Source organism: Cardiobacterium sp., from assembly GCF_057314735.1.
This window is the reverse complement of sequence record NZ_DBHKZK010000002.1, coordinates 1-15,809: the sequence shown is the minus strand read 5'-3', so window position 1 is coordinate 15,809 and position 15,809 is coordinate 1. Positions and strand designations below refer to the sequence as shown.

Sequence of the window (15,809 nt, the reverse complement as noted above, 5' to 3'; positions counted from 1 at the left end):
GGGGGATTTTAAACAGGTTCTAAAAACCAACAAAAACCATAAAAACAGGGCTGCGTGGGCAGCCCTTTTCCTTGCACCTCGCCCGCGCCGCATGGCATCGCGGCGGCGTTCGCAGTATCCTGCCCGCCAACCCAAACCGCGGAGCCGCCATGTCCGAAACCCTGCTGCACACCCTCGCCGACCTGCACCCCTGGCCGCTGGCCGCCCTCGCCCGCCAGCTCCGGCGCAGCGAAGCAGAAACCCGCACCCAACTCGTTGCGCTGCAAGACAGCGGCGTCGTCCCCCTGATGGAAACCGCCGCTGGCTGGCAAATGCTGCCCGTGCTCGACCTGCTCGACGCGGCCTGGTTACAGCGCGAATGCCCCGCCGCTGCCGTACAAGTACTGACCGTCACCGACTCCACCAACAGCGCGCTGATGCGCGAGACCGCGCGCGCCAACGGCGACGCCATCCTCGCCGAATACCAGAGCGCCGGGCGTGGCCGCCGTGGTCGCGCGTGGCAATCGCCCTTCGCCGGACAAATCATCCTTAGCATGGGCTGGCACTACCCCGACCCGCAGGCGGCCACCGCGCTCAGCATCGCCCTCGGCATCGTCGCCGCCAGCGCCCTGCGCGCCGCGGGCTACCCGGTACAACTCAAATGGCCGAACGACCTCTACCTGCACCAGCGCAAACTGGGCGGCATCCTCGTCGAAGCCAGCCATCACGCGCACGGCGTGGACATCATCGCCGGAATCGGCATCAACCTGCTGCCGCTGTCCGGCCTCGACCAGCCCGCCGCCAGCTTGGGCGAATGCGGCACCATCGCCCGCAACCCGCTCACCGCCGCGCTGATTAACGCCTGGCGCGACGCCTTCGCCCGCCATCCCGAAGGCCGCCCTGCCCTGCCCGCCCGCTGGCGCGCACTCGATACCTACGCCGACTGCGCCGTCAGCCTGCACCGCGCCTGCGACACCATTTGCGGCATCAACCGCGGCATTGACGACCAGGGACGGCTGCTGCTCGAAAGCGCCGACGGCATCCACGCCTGGAGCGAAGGCGAGACCCGCCTGCGCCCACAAACCCCTTCATTCCCCCAACAACAGGAGCAACCATGATCGCCCTCGTTACCGGCGCCACCGCCGGATTCGGCACCGCCATCACCCGCCTGCTCATCGCCCGCGGGCATAAAGTCATCGCTACCGGCCGCCGCGCCGAGCGCCTGCAAGCCTTGCACGCTGAATTCGGCAACGCCTGCCTGCCGCTCGCCTTTGACATTAGCGACGAAGCCGCGACCCTTGCCGCCCTCGCCAATCTTCCGCCCGAATGGCAAGCCATCGACCTGCTGGTTAATAACGCCGGTCTCGCGCTGGGTGCCGCGCCCTTCCCCGCCTGCGAGCTCGCCGACTGGAAACAGATGATCGCCACCAACATCGAAGGCCTTGTCACCGTCACCTACGCCGTCTTGCGCGGCATGATCGCGCGCAACCGCGGCCACATCATCAACCTCGGCTCCACCGCCGGCAGCTACCCCTACGCCGGTGGCAATGTTTACGGCGCGACCAAGGCCTTCGTCAAACAGTTCAGCCTCAACCTGCGCACCGACCTGCTCGGCACCGCTGTGCGCGTCTCCAACGTTGAGCCCGGCCTCTGCGGCGGCACCGAATTCTCCAACATCCGCTACCACGGCGACGACGCCAAAGCCGCTGCCCTCTACGAAAACGTCGATTACCTCACGCCAGAGGACATCGCCGAAACCGTGCTGTGGATTGCCGAACGCCCGGCACACATCAACATCAACCGCATCGAAATGATGCCGGTCGCGCAAGCCTCCGCCGGGCTGGCAGTGAAAAAGAAAAGCTGAAGAGCGCAGCGGCGCCCGGCATGACCATTTTGCAATACCCGCCCCGCCTGCCCGCCGCTGCCCCCGCAAGGGGGAATTGCCATGCGTTTGCGAGGCGGTCGCTACGCGGTTTTTCATCCCCTCTCCCGCTTCGCCGGGGAGGTGGCATCGGCCTGGCAAACCGCCCCAAGCCCGCCATTACGCCCGCTTCGGCGTGGCAACGGCTACGAAATCCCCGGCAATCTGCTATGATTGCCTCGCGATTACGCATCAAATCAGGCTTTAATTAGAGGTAAATACACATGAAAGGCACCAAACTGATTCTTTCCGCCATCATTCTGGCATCCCTCGCCGCTTGCAGCACGGGCGATGGTGCGAGAAAGCAACGCGATTTTTGCTATCAGGAAGGCACATTCCACAACATTTGCAAAACGGGTGCGGATACCACTGGCACCAGCGGCCCGAATGACAACGGCAACAATAATAACAACAAGGGTAATGACAATACGCCGAATGACAACGGCAACAATAACAAAGGTAATGACAACACGCCGAATGACAAAGGCAATGACAACAAAGGCAATGACAACAAGGACAAGGATAAAGACTGCAATTGCGCCTATGGCGGTTCTTACGACGAGTAATTATCGCACCGACAAAAAAGCCTGCCGTCATGGCAGGCTTTTTTATGGCCGCTGTCGCTTATTTTTCCTCGCGGATGGCTTTCAGATGTTCCTGAATGCGGAAGAGGACGATGATTAACTCGTTCATGACCCGTACCATCAACACACCGACGACAAAAATAAAAATGCCTGCCAGAAAACTGCTGAAGGTAAAGCTGGAACGGTAGAAACCGCCATTTCCGGTGTAATAAATGCCACCACCGATACCGGAAAACATTACGGAAAAGGCGATAATAACGACGCCCACGATTTGTATCCAGTAAAGGACGGTAATTACGCGCGGGGTGATAAATTGGTCAAAGTTCAAAAAAGATTTCAGCATCAGTTGCTCCGGTGGATGAAAAGAAATGCGCCCGCTTTTATTCCCTTCCGGGGGTGGCGGGCGGCAGGTATTGTACAAAAGTAGCAGGGACGCCGCCACCTGCCTGCATCCGCTATAATACCGTTTTCCTTGTCTTTTGCCCCGCCATGAATACCCGTTTTGCCGCCCTCTTTTCCCCGCTACGCGATTTGCTGCGCTATCGCGACCGGCCACAGCTTTTTGCCCTGCTGATTTATCAGGCCATTACCACCACCGGCTTTACCCTGCTCATTCCGCTGGTATCGGTACATTTTGTCGCCGATGTCGGAATGTCGGCGGCAATCGTCGGCATGGCGCTCGCCATTCGCCAAATCAGCCAGCAGGGGCTGGCTTTTATTGGCGGGATGCTTGCCGACCGCTACGGCTTGAAGCCGGTACTTTGCACCGGGCTGATTATCCGCGCTGTCGGTTTTTTTATGCTCGGCTATGCGGTGTCGATGCCGGTATTTTTTGTCGCGCTATTACTGACCGGATTGGGCGGCGCGCTGTTTGATGCCCCGTTTCAGGCGGCGACGGTGGCGATGACGCAGCCGGAAGAGCGACGCGAGTTTTATTTGCTCGCCAATTATTTGACCAGTCTGGCGGCGACCATTGGCCCGATGCTGGCGATTGCCCTGTTATTGATTGATTTCAGCGCGGTTGGCATTGCCGCCGGTTCGTGTTTTTTGACCAATGTCTTTGTCGCCGTCCGCTTTTTCCCCAATATCAAACCACCGGCAGAGGAGAAAGGCGGCGGCATGGACTATTTACGACAATTGTTGCGCGACCGGATTTATTTACGTTTTGTCGCGATTATGTGCGGTTATTGGTTTGTGGTGATGCAGGTCAATATCAGCTTTCCGTTATTGGCGGAATCTTTGACCGGGAGCAAGGCGAGTGCGGGCTGGTTTTATACCTTCAGTTCGCTGCTGACGTTATTGCTGCAATATTTTCTGGTACGCCGCTTGCAGCGCCATTTCCGCAGTCATCAATTATTGATTGCCGGAACTTTAATCATGACCTGTGGCACTTTCTTTTTGGGAACCTCCGTCCATTTCGCCATTTTCCTGTTATGGATTGGCGGATATACCGTCGGCTATCTGGTCAGTCGCCCGATGATTGATATTTTGGTGGCGCATTTGGCGCATCCGCGCGCCCTGGGGCTTTATGTCGGTTTTAGTGCGCTGAGCATTGGCGTGGGCGGCGGTCTCGGCAACTTTTTCGGCGGCTGGCTTTATGATTTGGGCAAGGCGCTTCATTGGCCGCTGTTGCCGTGGATGGTTTTCGCCGCTGTCGGTATTTGCACCGCCTGGCAATTGGCGCGATTTTTCCGCCGCTATCCGCAGACGGTGACGCAGTAATTCGTCTGCCATGAAAAAGCCGTCCCGCAGGACGGCTTTTCTTTTTGGCGGCAGTTATTGGGCAATCCGCCACGGCCAGGTTTCGCCCGCAAGGAAGGGGACGAGTTCGCTGTCGCCGTAGGGCAGGCTCGCGGGGAAGGTTTGTTCGCGCCGCTCCAGCGTGATTTCGCCCGCGTTGTAGGGCAGGCCGTAGTAGTCCGCGCCGTGGCGGGCGGCGAAAGCGGCGAGTTTGTCCAGCGCGCCCGCCTGTTCGAAGGCGGCGGCGTAGAGCGGCAGGGTGGCGTGGCCGGTATAGCAGCCCGCGCAGCCGCAGGCGTTTTCTTTGGCGTGGCGCGGATGCGGCGCGCTGTCGGTGCCCATGAAGTAGCGCGAATCGCCGCTGGCGACGGCGGCAAGCAAGGCGCGGCGGTCGGCTTCGGTTTTGAGGATGGGCAGGCAGTAGTAGTGCGGTTTGAGGCCGCCGACGAGCAGGGCGTTGCGGTTGTAGAGGAGGTGGTGCGCGGTGATGGTGGCGGCGAGGTTGTCGCGCTGCGCCTGGATGTAGGCGACGGCGTGCGCGGTGGTGATGTGTTCGAGGACGATGCGCAGGCGCGGGAAGCGGCGGCGCAGCGGCTCCAGCGTGCTGTCGATGAAGGTGGCTTCGCGGTCGAAGATGTCCACGCCGTCGGTGGTCACTTCGCCGTGGATGAGCAGCAGCAGTCCCGCCTGTTGCATCGCTTCCAGGATGGGGTCGAGTTTTTGCGGGTCGGCGACGCCCTGGGCGGAGTTGGTGGTCGCCCCTTTCGGATACCATTTGATAGCGACGACGCCCGCCGCTTTCGCCGCGAGTACGGTTTCCGGGGTGAGGCTGTCGCTGAGATAGAGGCTCATCAGCGGGGTGAAGGTTTTGCCCGCCGGAATGTGGGCGGTGATGCGCGCGCGGTAGGCGGTGACGGCGTCGATGCTGTCCACCGCCGGGGTGAGGTTGGGCATGACGAGCGCGCGCGCGCATTGGGCGGCGGCGTCGGGGACGGTGCGGGCAAGGGCAGCGCCGTCGCGCAGGTGAATGTGCAGGTCATCCGGGGTGGGGATGGTGAGGGTTTGCATGGGGTTTCCTTTAGTTGCGGGTTTCGTGTTGTTTGAGCCAGGCGGCTGCCCAGAGATTGCCTTGTCCGGCGGCTTGGGTCATCCATTTTTCGGCGTTTTTGGATTCGCCGATTTCTTCGTAGATGAGGGCGAGATGGTATTGTGCTTCGGTATTTCCTTGTTCTGCCGCTTTTTCCAGCCAGTATTTGGTTTCCCAGGTGCTGCGGGTGGGGATGCCCATGCCGCTGTAATAGAGCGTCGCCAGATGGTATTGGGCATTGGCATCGCCTTGTTGGGCGTTTTGTTGTAATTGCCGAAAGGCGCGGTTATTGCCTTTTTGGGCGACAGCTTGGGTCAGCCAGTAGTTTGCCTGTGCCTGGTCGGCAGGAACGCCCATTCCTTGGGCAAATATTTCGCCCAGGTGAAAGGCTTTTTCATCATATTCCAATGCGTCTTTTCGTGCTTCGGGATGTCCGGCATTGATTGCACGGGCAAGCCAGATGTATTTTTCGTCGTTATCAATACTGCTGTCTTGTGCCATTTCCCAATCAATATCGGCTTCTTCCATATGCGCCGCTATGGTTAGCCAGGCTTTTTTTTCGTTTTCGCCGGAATCAAGTTGTGCAAGGTATGCGGCACTTTCGCTATCGCCCGTCCAGGCGCGCAATTTGAGTTGGCGAAGCGCGTTTGGGTTTCCCCATGTTGCCGCTTTTTGCCAGTATTTTCGTGCGGCAGCGCGTTGTTTTTCGTCTCCGCCCGTTTCGGCTTCTGTAATCAGGGCGAGGCGGTAGGCGGCATCGTCGCAATGTGTGGGCTGTATGTAGTCATCTATGTTGCGGTCGCATATTTCCAGGGCTTTTTCATACCAATAGCGGGCCGTGCTGAGGTATTTGATGACGCCTTCCCCTGTTTCGTATGCTTTGCCGAGCTGATATTGGGCTTCGGCATCGCCCGCTTCGGCTTTTTCCTGCAGTTGGGTGATGGATGTTGCCGTTTCTTGCGCGTGCAGGGGTAGGCAGAGGGCGAGCAAGAATGCCAGTACGGTGATCAGGTTTTTCATGTTTTTGGCTCCTGCGGTTGGGGTGATTCCGCCCGGTTCGGTTGCAGTTTGCTGGCGAGCCAGATGGTGGTGGCGGCGAGGATGAGCGCGCTGCCGACGGCGAGGCGGATGCCGCCCAGCATGGTTTGTTGTGCCGTGGCGGCGGTAGTGAGTTTTTCGCCGATGTTGGTCGCGCCGATGAAGTAGGCCGCGCCAATCGCACCCGCGATCGGGTTGAGGGTGGCGATGATGGCGGCGCCGTGCGGGTTGAGCGCTTTGGGCAGGGCGTTCAGGCCGTGGGTTTCGCCGGTAACGCAGGCGGAGCCGGCGACGGTGATCAGGGTGAAGGTGGCGGAGAGGGCGAGCACCTGGGTTTCCAGCCGCAGCAGCAGCCACAACACGGCCAGCAGCGCGGTCAGCAGGATGGTGGCGGGCAGCACGGTGTAGCGGCCGCCTTTGCGGTCAAGCAGGTTGCCGAGCAGCGGCGCGGCAACGGCTTCGGCGATGCTGGCAGGCAGCAGGATGAGGCCGGTGATGGTGCCGCTGAGCAGCAGGACTTGTTGGGTGTAGATGGGCAGCAGCAGTTCGAGGCCGAGGAAGAGGAAGAGGAAGAGGAAGGAGACGCTGGCGAGGATGATGACGCTGTAGCGGAACTGGGCGTAGCCGAAGGCGCGCAGGTTGAGCAGCGGCACGTCGATGCGGTGTTGCCGCCGCGCGAAGACGCCAATCAGCAGCAGCGCGCCGAGGGCGAGCGCGGCAAAGGTTGCCGCGCCCAGGTGGGCGAAGTTGCTGCACGCATAGACCAGTCCGCCGAAGCCCGCGATGGAGAGTATTGCCGAGGGCAGGTCGATTTTCGGGCGGCTGATGTCGCTCAGGTTCACCGTGAGGTATTTGCCGACCAGCAGCATTGCCGCCAAGATGAAGGGCATGGTGAAGGCAAAAAGGACGCGCCAGTGGCTGTGGTCGATGATGAGGCCGGAGATGGTCGGACCGATGGCGGGGGCGACGGTGAACAAGAGCGGCACGAAGCAGGCGGCGGAGACGGTCTGTACCAGCCGCCCGGCGATGAGGACGGCGAAGGTCGGCGCGCAGGCGCAGATGAGCGAGCCGGCGAGGAAGGTCGCCTGGGTGATGAGCACCATTTTGCGGGTCTCTGCCCACTGGATGAGGCTGGCGGTGATGGGAGTGAAGGCGCCCATCACCAGCAGGAAGCCGGTGGTCAGCCATTGCACGGTGGTTTTGTCCACGGCGAAGTCGTGCATGATCGGGGTGAGGGCGATGTTGAGCAGGGTGTCGTTGAGGTAGCCGAAGAAGGCGCCAACGAAGAGGGCGGCGACGATGGTTTTGGCGGGAAAGCCGGGGCGTTCGGCGAGGTATTCGTGTCCGGTGGGTGCGGCGGCGGTGGTGTGCATCGGGGGTGCGGGTGGTTGCGAGGGCGCGGATTTTGGCACGGGGGTAGCGACGGCGCAAGGAAGGGGGGATGCGGGGAAAGGCCTGTTGGCGCGGGTGGATTTTCGGGGCGGGTCGGGCATGGATGCCCGACGTTTTGTGTTGTCAGCGATGTATGGGTAGGGTTATGCGTCCGCCTTGCGGTTGAGCCAGTGGCGCTGGCGGATGCGGCTGTCTTCGTCGGCGTCCGGGTCGCGGGTGATGATGCAGGTGTCGGCCGGGGCGGGGTTCAGGGTGAAGGCGATGGCTTCGAGCACGTTGTCGCGGAAGATGTGCAGCAGCGCGGCGTTGCCGGGCGCGGCGTGTTGCAGGTGGCGCGCCAGTTGGGCTTCGCTGGCGCGGTAGCCGTTGACGGCGATGATGTCGTCGTCCATCGCGATGCCCGCCAGCGCTGCCGGGCTGGTTTCGTCGATGCGGCTGACGATGTAGTGTTCGCCGCGCCGTTGCCAGCGGATGCCGGGGTCGCTCTGGTAGCGTTGTGCGGCGGGGACGTCGCTGCCAAGGTCGCCTGCGCCGGCGGAGGGCTGCATTTGCAGGGCAAGGCCGAGGCGGGCGGCGGTTTCTTCAAGCGGCAATTCTTCGGTGCTGTGGACGAGGCGGCGCAGGACGCCACGCAGCGCGGGTTCGAGGTCTTCGGGGAGGAGGTCGGCGGTGAGGCGGAGGAAGCGCGCTTCGTCAAGGCCTTCGCCGTGCTGGTGGTAGTCGTGCCAGAGGCGGTGCATCACCATCGGCAGGCTGATGCCGTCTTCGCTGTGTACGCGCAGCCAGGTGTCGAGGCACCAGGCGGCGAGCGCGCCCTGGATGTAGTAGGTGGTGCTGCTGTTTTGCGCGTCTTCGCCGCCGTTGTAGAGTTTGGTCCACGCCTCATAGCTGGACTGGGCGAGTGTCTGGTGGCGGCGGCCAGGGCGCTGGCGGTAGCGCGCGATGTCCTGCGCGAGCAGGTCGAAGTAGGTGTGGATGCCGATGACGCCGCTTCTGACGAGGAGGAGGTTGTCGAAGTAGGCGGTGAATCCTTCAAACAGCCACAGCATTTCGGTGGGCTGTTCTTGTTGCAGCTCGTAGTGCTGGTATTCGCGCGGGCGCAGCGCTTTCACGTTCCAGGTGTGGAAGTATTCGTGCGAGAAGAGGCCAAGGAGCTGGATGTAGCGGTGTCCGGCGCGGTTGTCCGGTTCGGGCAGGCTGTCGCGCGAGGCCATGAGCAGGGTAGAGCGGCAGTGTTCGAGGCCGCCGTAGAGGTTGTCGCCGAGGTGGAGGAGGAAGGTGTAGCGCGGCATTGGCGGCAGGCCGCCAAAGAGCATGACGGCTTCGCGGCAGATGGTCTGCACGTCGCGGCGCAGGCGTTCGTGGTCGTAGTCCCAGGCTTTGCCGCTGATGACGATGTCGTGCGGCACGCCACCGGCGGTAAAGGGCAGGATGGTGAGTTCGGCGGCGAACATCAGCGGGGTGTCGATAAGTTGTTCGTAGTTTTCAAACCAGTAGGCACCGTCGCCGCCGGTCTGCGCCCCGGTGATTTGCCAACCGGCGCGGTGGCCTTCCAGCGCCAGCACGAGGCGGTGCGGCAGGTGTTCGTAGCCTTCGATGGCGAGGCAGGTGGCGCAGGGGTTCAAAAAGCCGCGTTCGTGGTCGAGATAGTTGCCGCGCACGGAGATGTCGCGCGCGTAGATGGTGTAGTAGATGTGGAGTTCGTGGCAGGCGGGCGGCACGCGCAGGCGCCAGCGCGAGGGGTTATCGAAGGCAAAAGGGATGGCGTTGCCGTCGGCATCCGTGACGGCAAGACGCGAGAGAAAGCGGGCGAAGTCGCGGCGCATATAACTACCGGGTATCCATATCGGCATATAGAAGACCACTTCGCTGCCGGGGGCGACCGGGACGCGCTGCTGCACGCTGAAACGGTGCCCGCCAGGCGCAGGGGTAACATGGTAAGAGACGGCGGAAGCTGACATAATGACCTCAATGCGGATAATTACCGCTATTTTAGCATTCGCGCCGTCGCCCCTCTTGAAAAAAGCCGTGGCGACGCCATTCTTGCGCCTGTAACCCGAAGACATTGCCATGAGCCCGCAACACGATTTCGACACCGATACCGACACCCTCACCGCCGACCCCGAACTGGACGAACCGCGCCAGTACGAAGTCATGCTGCTCAACGACGACTACACCACGATGGACTTTGTGGTGGACGTGCTGATGCGGTTTTTCAACAAAGACCCGCTGGAAGCCGAAGAAATCATGTATCAGGTACACGAACAGGGCAGCGGCGTCTGCGGCATCTACCCCTTTGACATCGCCGAAAGCAAAGTCAACCAGGTCACAGACCACGCGCGCGCCAACGACTACCCGCTGCTCTGCGTGCTGCGCCCCCACTGAAACGAGGAAAAACCATGCTCTCCAACGTACTCGAACAGGCCATCGACCGCGCCTACCACAGCGCGCAAAGCGCCAACCACGAATTTCTCACCCTCGAACACCTGCTGCTGGCGCTACTGGACGAGCGCAGCGTCACCGACGCGCTGCTCAGCTTCGGCGCAGATCTCGCCGTCCTGCGCGAACAACTCAACCGATACTTAAGCGAACACTGCCCGCAATTCCCCGCCGACCACAGCGGCCGCGTCACCCAGCCGACCACCGCCTTCCAGCGCATGATCCAGCGCGCCGTGCTGCACGCGCGCAACGCCGGCAAAAAAGAAGTGAGCTGTCTGAACGCACTGGTTGCCATCGTCAGCGAACGCGACAGCTACGCCGCCTACTTCCTGCGCAAACAGGAAATCCAGCGGCTTGACCTCGTCAACTACATCTCGCACGGCACCGCGCAGACCGCCAAAGAAAGCGAAGGCGCGCCCGATGACGACGACAACCGCGAAGGAAAGCGCCGCTCCGCCCTCAAAGAATTTGCGGTAAACCTCAACCAGCGCGCCAGCGAAGGCCGCATTGACCCGCTGATTGGCCGCAATGCCGAAATCGAACGCACCATCCAGACCCTCTGCCGCCGCCGCAAAAACAACCCCATCCTCGTTGGCGAAGCGGGCGTCGGCAAAACCGCCATCGCCGAAGGCCTTGCCAAAGCCATCGTCGAAGGCAAAGTTCCCGCCATCCTCGAAAAAGCCACCCTCTACAGCCTCGACATTGGCGCGCTGCTGGCAGGCACCAAATACCGGGGCGACTTTGAAAACCGCATCAAGGCACTGCTGAAAGAACTGCGTAACGTCCCCGACGCCATCCTCTTCATCGACGAAATCCACACCATCATCGGCGCGGGCTCGGCGGGCAGCAGCAGCATGGACGCCTCCAACCTCATCAAACCGGCGCTGGCGAACGGCGAACTGCGCTGCATCGGCGCCACCACCGACAAAGAATACCGGCAAATCTTTGAAAAAGACCACGCCCTTGCCCGCCGCTTCCAAAAAGTAGATGTGAGCGAACCCGCCATTGACGACGCCATCGCCATCCTGCAAGGCCTCATCCCGCGCTACGAAGCCTACCACCACATCCGCTACAGCGCCGAAGCCGTCGAAGCAGCGGTGCGCCTCTCCGACCGCTACATCAACGACCGCCGCCTGCCGGACAAAGCCATCGACCTCATCGACGAAGCCGGTGCGCGCCTGCACCTTCTGCCCGAAGCAGAACGCGGCGACATCATCGACGCGCTGATGATTGAAAAACTCGTCGCCAGCGTTGCCCGCATCCCGGAAAAAAGCGTCAATCAGGACGACCGCAACCAACTGAAAACCCTAGAGCGCGACCTGAAAACCGTCGTCTTCGGTCAAGACGAAGCCATCGAACACCTCGCCAACGCCATCAAATTAAGCCGCGCCGGCTTGCGCGATGCAGAAAAACCCGTCGGCAGCTTCCTCTTCACCGGGCCGACCGGCGTCGGCAAAACCGAAGTCTGCCGCCAACTCGCACACGTCTTGGGCATCAAACTGCTGCGCTTTGACATGAGCGAATACATGGAAGCGCACACCATCAGCCGCCTCATCGGCTCACCGCCCGGCTACGTCGGCCACGAACAAGGCGGACTGCTCACCGAACAAATCCAGAAAAACCCGCACGCCGTGCTGCTACTGGACGAAGTCGAAAAAGCACACCCAGACATCATGAACCTGCTGCTGCAAATCATGGACCACGGCATCGTTACCGACAGCAACGGTCGCGAAATCAACTGCCGCAACCTCATCATCATCCTCACCAGCAACGTCGGCGCCTTTGAAATGGAAAAAAACCGCATTGGTTTTGCCGCTGCCAACAGCAAAGAAAGCAGCGACGCGCAGGCAGAAGCCGCCATCAAGCGCCATTTCACCCCGGAATTCAGAAACCGCCTGGACGCCATCATCCGCTTCGCCCCGCTTGGCGCAGATTCCATTGGTCACGTCATCGACAAATTCATCATCGAACTCGAACAACAGCTCGAAGACAAACACATCAGCATCAGCCTTGATGACGCAACCAAAGCATGGCTCGCCAAACACGGCTACGACCCGAAAATGGGGGCGCGGCCGATGGCACGGCTCATCCAAAAACACATCAAACAGCCGCTCTCCGAACAAATCCTCTTCGGCAAACTGGCCGAACACGGCGGCCATGTGCAAATCACCCTGCTCGACGGCGAACCGGCACTGAACATCAGCGCCAACAGCGCCGCACCGGAAGCGGTGCCGGAAATCTGACGCGACGCTGTTCATCATAAAAAAACCCCGCCGAGGCGGGGTTTTTCGCCCTCAGCGGACGAAGTTCACAGCGGAGCGGGAAATATAACCATCCACCGAAAGTTTCAGACAAGGCGTGTCGCCAAAGACAGTACGCGGTTGTACGGCGCGGGTTTCCCTAAAAAATGGCGGAGCCATTTTTTAGAGCCTGTTTAAAATCTTGGAGAACCGCATTTTTCCGTATGCTTGTGTAGAAAACTGAAAACTGGGAAAACAGCCAATATGCTCCCTCTCCCTGTGGGAGAGGGCCGGGGTGAGGGCAGCAAACGATTGAAAAAACCGGAATTTCGATTCATGAACAACATTCCTCCACCCCCTCCCCGACCCTCCCCCGCTGCGGGCTTCGCCCTGCAGGGGAGGGGGATTTTAAACAGGTTCTTAGGGAAACCCGATCAAGCGACGCAACACCGTATGAGGCTTTCGGTGGATAGCTATACGCTTCTCCTGGCGGCCGAAATTACCACACCTCACCGTTATATTGATCAAAAAGCACGGCATCCGGAAAAATATCGCGCAGCCATTCAGCCACGCCAATCATGTCATCCGTAAAACGGCGCTGTGGATCATCATCAAAACCGACAGCAATTTCCTTGTTATAAGCGAGAAAATCCACAGGCAGTGCGGCCTTTTTCTGCAAAATCTTTTGCAGTACGGCGACGTCCAGCGACATTTCATCCGCTTCACGAATCTCGAACCGCACCCGCCAACCTTTCCTTTCCAGAACCAGCAAAGATACCGGCGGAAAAATCAGGGTTTCTGTGGACAGCGCAAAATCACTATACCAGGGAAAATGCTGTTTCAGACCGCAAGCCAGTAAATCATTATTGACAGCATGATTATCATCACGCAGTAATACAAACAGCGTAAACACAGCGTCTTTCCCAAAAGCAGCATGGCAAATTTTATTGACGCAATATTGCTACTGCCATCGAAAAATCCCGCACAAAATTATCTTCACCCAGCAATTTCAAAACACCGCTACGGCTTAAACTGGCGCGTACCTGCTCATTTGCGCCGGAGACCATGACGCGGATACCGCGTTTCTGAAAATCACCAATCACCCGTTCCAGCGTCAAAATGCCGGTCATATCAATATAAGGCACCCAGCGCATTCGCAAAATAACAGCGCGTGGTTGCGTATTAATATCCGACAGCGTCTGTTCAAATTTCTCCATCGCACCAAAAAAGAACGGACCATTGACAACGAACATCTGCACATCTTCCGGCAAATGCTCTGCATCGCTGCTATGTTCGCCTTTTTTAACCTCAACCGCTTTGGCCATTTGCCCCAGAAAATGCAAAGTAGCGAGAATGACACCGATATTCACGGCGACCACCAAATCCACCAAAACCGTCAAGAAAAACGTAATCAAAAAAAGCGCGTTATCAGCACGCGGGGCGCGGCGAATCATGCTCACACAACGCTTTGGATCGCTCATGTTCCAGGCGACCTGAAAAAGAATGGCAGCAAGGGCAGCCAACGGAATATTGGCCGCCAACGGCGCGGCAACCAACAAAATCAAAGCCAGGGTAATAGCGTGGACAATCCCTGCCAGCGGACTATTGCCCCCTTGGCGAATATTGGTCGCCGTCCGCGCAATCGCACCGGTTGCGGCAAAGCCGCCAAATAGCGGCGAAATTATATTGGCAAGGCCCTGCCCGACCAGCTCCTGATTGGAATGGTGGCGCGTACCCGCCATACCGTCAGCGACCACTGCCGACAGCAATGATTCAATCGCGCCCAGCATGGCAATGGTAAAGGCTGGCAGAATGAGCGTTGCAATATCGGTCCAATTAAAATCCGGCAGCGCAAAATGCGGCAGTCCGGTCGGAATGCCGTTATATGCCGTGCCAATCGTTTTTACCCCTTCAAACTGAAAAACGGCCTGCACGGTGGTGGCGACAATCAACACCCACATTGGCGAAGGAATACGGCGCAATCCCGGAATCTTCGGCATCACCATGAGCAGCACCAACGACAACAATGCCAAAGCGGTAGTTGCCAAATGCAACTGTGGAAAGCTACGCAGCAATGACCAAATCTGCTCATGGAAATGCGCGCCCTGTGCCTTGGGCAATCCAAAAAAAGCCGCCCATTGCCCGACCCAAATCACCACGCCAATACCAGCAGTAAAACCGAGAATAACCGGCATCGGAATAAAACGAATCATCGCACCGAGACGGAACAATCCCATCAACAACAACATGACGCCTGCGAGAAAAGTCGCCACCTGCAAACCATTGATACCATAAGTTGCCGTAATCCCGGCAAGGATGGCAATAAACGCGCCGGTGGGTCCGGCAATCTGCACCCGCGAACCTCCAAAAACAGAAACGATAACGCCGGCGACAATCGCCGTATAAATACCCTGCTCCGGTTTGACGCCGGTGGCAATGGCAAAAGCCATCGACAACGGCAAGGCAACAACACCAACGATAATTCCCGCAATCACGTTGCGTAACCAGTATTGACGGGCAAAAAGTCCCGCGCGCTGTGCTTCAGTCCAGGCAATCATAGAAAACATCCATTCAAAAGAAAGAAATTGTACGCCTCTCTCCGGTAAAAAACGATACCGCACCAGACTGGATTTTTTCCGTAGTCGGCGTATAATGCGCAGCACTTGGGGGCGTTCCTGGATTCGACGGGGATGACAAGGCTCCAGGTGCATACCGAGGATGAAAGAACCTCGTAAATCCCTTTCAACCTAATAGTTGCAAACGACGACAACTACGCTTTGGCGGCTTAATTCCCGCTGACGCTCACTTGAATGTGTCTGTACGTTCAAACTGAGTGGCATTTTTACAGAACCGCTGTCAATCGCGTCCGCCGGTTGGCAGTCAAAATCAAGCGGAATCGTGTGCGGGTTGCCTGGCCGTTGGCTGCACGCCCATTAAATCAAAAACGAGCCTAAGTATGTAGTACCGAAAGTTGCGTGTTCGCGGACGGGGGTTCAAATCCCCCCGCCTCCACCATTTATCATGACAATACTGTTCCATGCTGTACAAAAGCCGCTGTAATTCAGCGGCTTTTCTTGTTTTTATCGCCCGATGCCATCCATATATAGCCATCCACCGAAAGCCTCATACGGTGTTGCCTGCCTGAACCGGGTTTCCCTAAAAAACAGCGAAGCCATTTTTTGGGGAAACCCGCACCAAACTAATCTGTACTGTCTTCAGAGGATTCCGGGGAATGACTATAAATAGATTGGTTAAAAAACCCCTGCGAACAGGGGCTTTTTCATGGCTGACAAAGCTCTGCAATCAGGGATTGCCCGCTGCCAGCAACGGACGTGGTTGCAAGTCCGGTGTGGCTAACGCATCCAGCGGCTGCGCCTGGCCGTTCAGCG

The 15,809-nt window shown here is 59.0% G+C and carries 13 protein-coding genes and 1 other RNA gene; 7 read left to right on the top strand and 7 right to left on the bottom strand.

The window, feature by feature from the left end; translation table 11 throughout:
* Nucleotides 1–149: 149 nt before the first annotated feature.
* From ACO54Z_RS00115 to ACO54Z_RS00105, 3 genes are all read left to right on the top strand, one after another.
* Complete coding sequence (locus tag ACO54Z_RS00115) at nucleotides 150–1,097, top strand: biotin--[acetyl-CoA-carboxylase] ligase (RefSeq protein ID WP_485995196.1); 948 nt, start codon at nucleotides 150–152, stop codon at nucleotides 1,095–1,097.
* The gene (locus ACO54Z_RS00110; RefSeq protein WP_485995195.1) at nucleotides 1,094–1,843 is read left to right on the top strand and encodes an SDR family oxidoreductase; all 750 of its coding nucleotides are present in this window, start codon (nucleotides 1,094–1,096) and stop codon (nucleotides 1,841–1,843) included. Before ACO54Z_RS00115 ends, ACO54Z_RS00110 begins: the two co-directional genes overlap by 4 nt.
* A gap of 281 nt (nucleotides 1,844–2,124) precedes the next feature.
* On the top strand, nucleotides 2,125–2,466 hold the full coding sequence (locus ACO54Z_RS00105) for a hypothetical protein (RefSeq protein ID WP_485995194.1): 342 nt from the start codon (nucleotides 2,125–2,127) through the stop codon (nucleotides 2,464–2,466).
* Nucleotides 2,467–2,524: 58 nt separating this feature from the next.
* Here the strand turns inward: ACO54Z_RS00105 and ACO54Z_RS00100 are convergent, their stop codons facing one another.
* The gene (locus tag ACO54Z_RS00100; RefSeq protein WP_298079517.1) at nucleotides 2,525–2,827 is read right to left on the bottom strand and encodes a DUF4282 domain-containing protein; all 303 of its coding nucleotides are present in this window, start codon (nucleotides 2,825–2,827) and stop codon (nucleotides 2,525–2,527) included.
* A 146-nt stretch (nucleotides 2,828–2,973) separates the two neighbouring features.
* On the opposite strand from ACO54Z_RS00100, the gene ACO54Z_RS00095 reads away from it, so the two are divergent.
* Nucleotides 2,974–4,206, top strand: coding sequence for an MFS transporter (locus ACO54Z_RS00095; protein ID WP_485995193.1), 1,233 nt, complete (start codon nucleotides 2,974–2,976; stop codon nucleotides 4,204–4,206).
* Between the two features lie 54 nt (nucleotides 4,207–4,260).
* Here ACO54Z_RS00095 and pyrC read toward each other — a convergent pair whose 3' ends face one another.
* The 4 genes from pyrC to ACO54Z_RS00075 form a co-directional block, all read right to left on the bottom strand.
* Nucleotides 4,261–5,292 carry a dihydroorotase gene (gene pyrC / locus ACO54Z_RS00090; protein WP_485995192.1) on the bottom strand — a complete coding sequence of 344 codons (1,032 nt, stop codon included), beginning with the start codon at nucleotides 5,290–5,292 and terminating at the stop codon, nucleotides 4,261–4,263.
* A gap of 10 nt (nucleotides 5,293–5,302) precedes the next feature.
* Nucleotides 5,303–6,331 (bottom strand): SEL1-like repeat protein, encoded by a 1,029-nt coding sequence (locus ACO54Z_RS00085; RefSeq protein ID WP_485995191.1) that lies wholly within the window; start codon nucleotides 6,329–6,331, stop codon nucleotides 5,303–5,305.
* A complete protein-coding gene (locus ACO54Z_RS00080) occupies nucleotides 6,328–7,722 on the bottom strand; it encodes an MFS transporter (RefSeq protein WP_485995190.1) in 1,395 nt (464 codons plus the stop codon). The genes ACO54Z_RS00085 and ACO54Z_RS00080 overlap by 4 nt, the downstream gene beginning before the upstream one ends.
* A gap of 162 nt (nucleotides 7,723–7,884) precedes the next feature.
* Nucleotides 7,885–9,702 carry a M61 family metallopeptidase gene (locus tag ACO54Z_RS00075; RefSeq protein ID WP_485995189.1) on the bottom strand — a complete coding sequence of 606 codons (1,818 nt, stop codon included), beginning with the start codon at nucleotides 9,700–9,702 and terminating at the stop codon, nucleotides 7,885–7,887.
* A gap of 109 nt (nucleotides 9,703–9,811) precedes the next feature.
* Between ACO54Z_RS00075 and clpS the strand changes: the two genes are divergently transcribed.
* Nucleotides 9,812–10,126 (top strand): ATP-dependent Clp protease adapter ClpS, encoded by a 315-nt coding sequence (gene clpS, locus ACO54Z_RS00070; RefSeq protein WP_485995188.1) that lies wholly within the window; start codon nucleotides 9,812–9,814, stop codon nucleotides 10,124–10,126.
* 14 nt (nucleotides 10,127–10,140) lie between these two features.
* A complete protein-coding gene (gene clpA, locus ACO54Z_RS00065) occupies nucleotides 10,141–12,423 on the top strand; it encodes an ATP-dependent Clp protease ATP-binding subunit ClpA (protein WP_485995187.1) in 2,283 nt (760 codons plus the stop codon).
* A 496-nt stretch (nucleotides 12,424–12,919) separates the two neighbouring features.
* Here clpA and ACO54Z_RS00060 read toward each other — a convergent pair whose 3' ends face one another.
* A complete protein-coding gene (locus ACO54Z_RS00060) occupies nucleotides 12,920–13,333 on the bottom strand; it encodes a hypothetical protein (RefSeq protein ID WP_485995186.1) in 414 nt (137 codons plus the stop codon).
* A gap of 31 nt (nucleotides 13,334–13,364) precedes the next feature.
* Nucleotides 13,365–14,978 carry a SulP family inorganic anion transporter gene (locus ACO54Z_RS00055; RefSeq protein ID WP_485995185.1) on the bottom strand — a complete coding sequence of 538 codons (1,614 nt, stop codon included), beginning with the start codon at nucleotides 14,976–14,978 and terminating at the stop codon, nucleotides 13,365–13,367.
* A gap of 107 nt (nucleotides 14,979–15,085) precedes the next feature.
* Here ACO54Z_RS00055 and ssrA point away from each other — a divergent pair.
* Nucleotides 15,086–15,435, top strand: a transfer-messenger RNA (tmRNA) gene (gene ssrA / locus ACO54Z_RS00050).
* Nucleotides 15,436–15,809: the final 374 nt, after the last annotated feature.

Excerpts from the sequence above, each read along its gene's own strand:
- ACO54Z_RS00115 (WP_485995196.1), top strand. The coding sequence starts at position 150 with ATGTCCGAAACCCTGCTGCACACCCTCGCCGACCTGCACCCCTGGCCG.
- ACO54Z_RS00110 (WP_485995195.1), top strand. The coding sequence starts at position 1,094 with ATGATCGCCCTCGTTACCGGCGCCACCGCCGGATTCGGCACCGCCATC.
- ACO54Z_RS00105 (WP_485995194.1), top strand. The coding sequence starts at position 2,125 with ATGAAAGGCACCAAACTGATTCTTTCCGCCATCATTCTGGCATCCCTC.
- ACO54Z_RS00100 (WP_298079517.1), bottom strand. The coding sequence starts at position 2,827 with ATGCTGAAATCTTTTTTGAACTTTGACCAATTTATCACCCCGCGCGTA.
- ACO54Z_RS00095 (WP_485995193.1), top strand. The coding sequence starts at position 2,974 with ATGAATACCCGTTTTGCCGCCCTCTTTTCCCCGCTACGCGATTTGCTG.
- pyrC (WP_485995192.1), bottom strand. The coding sequence starts at position 5,292 with ATGCAAACCCTCACCATCCCCACCCCGGATGACCTGCACATTCACCTG.
- ACO54Z_RS00085 (WP_485995191.1), bottom strand. The coding sequence starts at position 6,331 with ATGAAAAACCTGATCACCGTACTGGCATTCTTGCTCGCCCTCTGCCTA.
- ACO54Z_RS00080 (WP_485995190.1), bottom strand. The coding sequence starts at position 7,722 with ATGCACACCACCGCCGCCGCACCCACCGGACACGAATACCTCGCCGAA.
- ACO54Z_RS00075 (WP_485995189.1), bottom strand. The coding sequence starts at position 9,702 with ATGTCAGCTTCCGCCGTCTCTTACCATGTTACCCCTGCGCCTGGCGGG.
- clpS (WP_485995188.1), top strand. The coding sequence starts at position 9,812 with ATGAGCCCGCAACACGATTTCGACACCGATACCGACACCCTCACCGCC.
- clpA (WP_485995187.1), top strand. The coding sequence starts at position 10,141 with ATGCTCTCCAACGTACTCGAACAGGCCATCGACCGCGCCTACCACAGC.
- ACO54Z_RS00055 (WP_485995185.1), bottom strand. The coding sequence starts at position 14,978 with ATGATTGCCTGGACTGAAGCACAGCGCGCGGGACTTTTTGCCCGTCAA.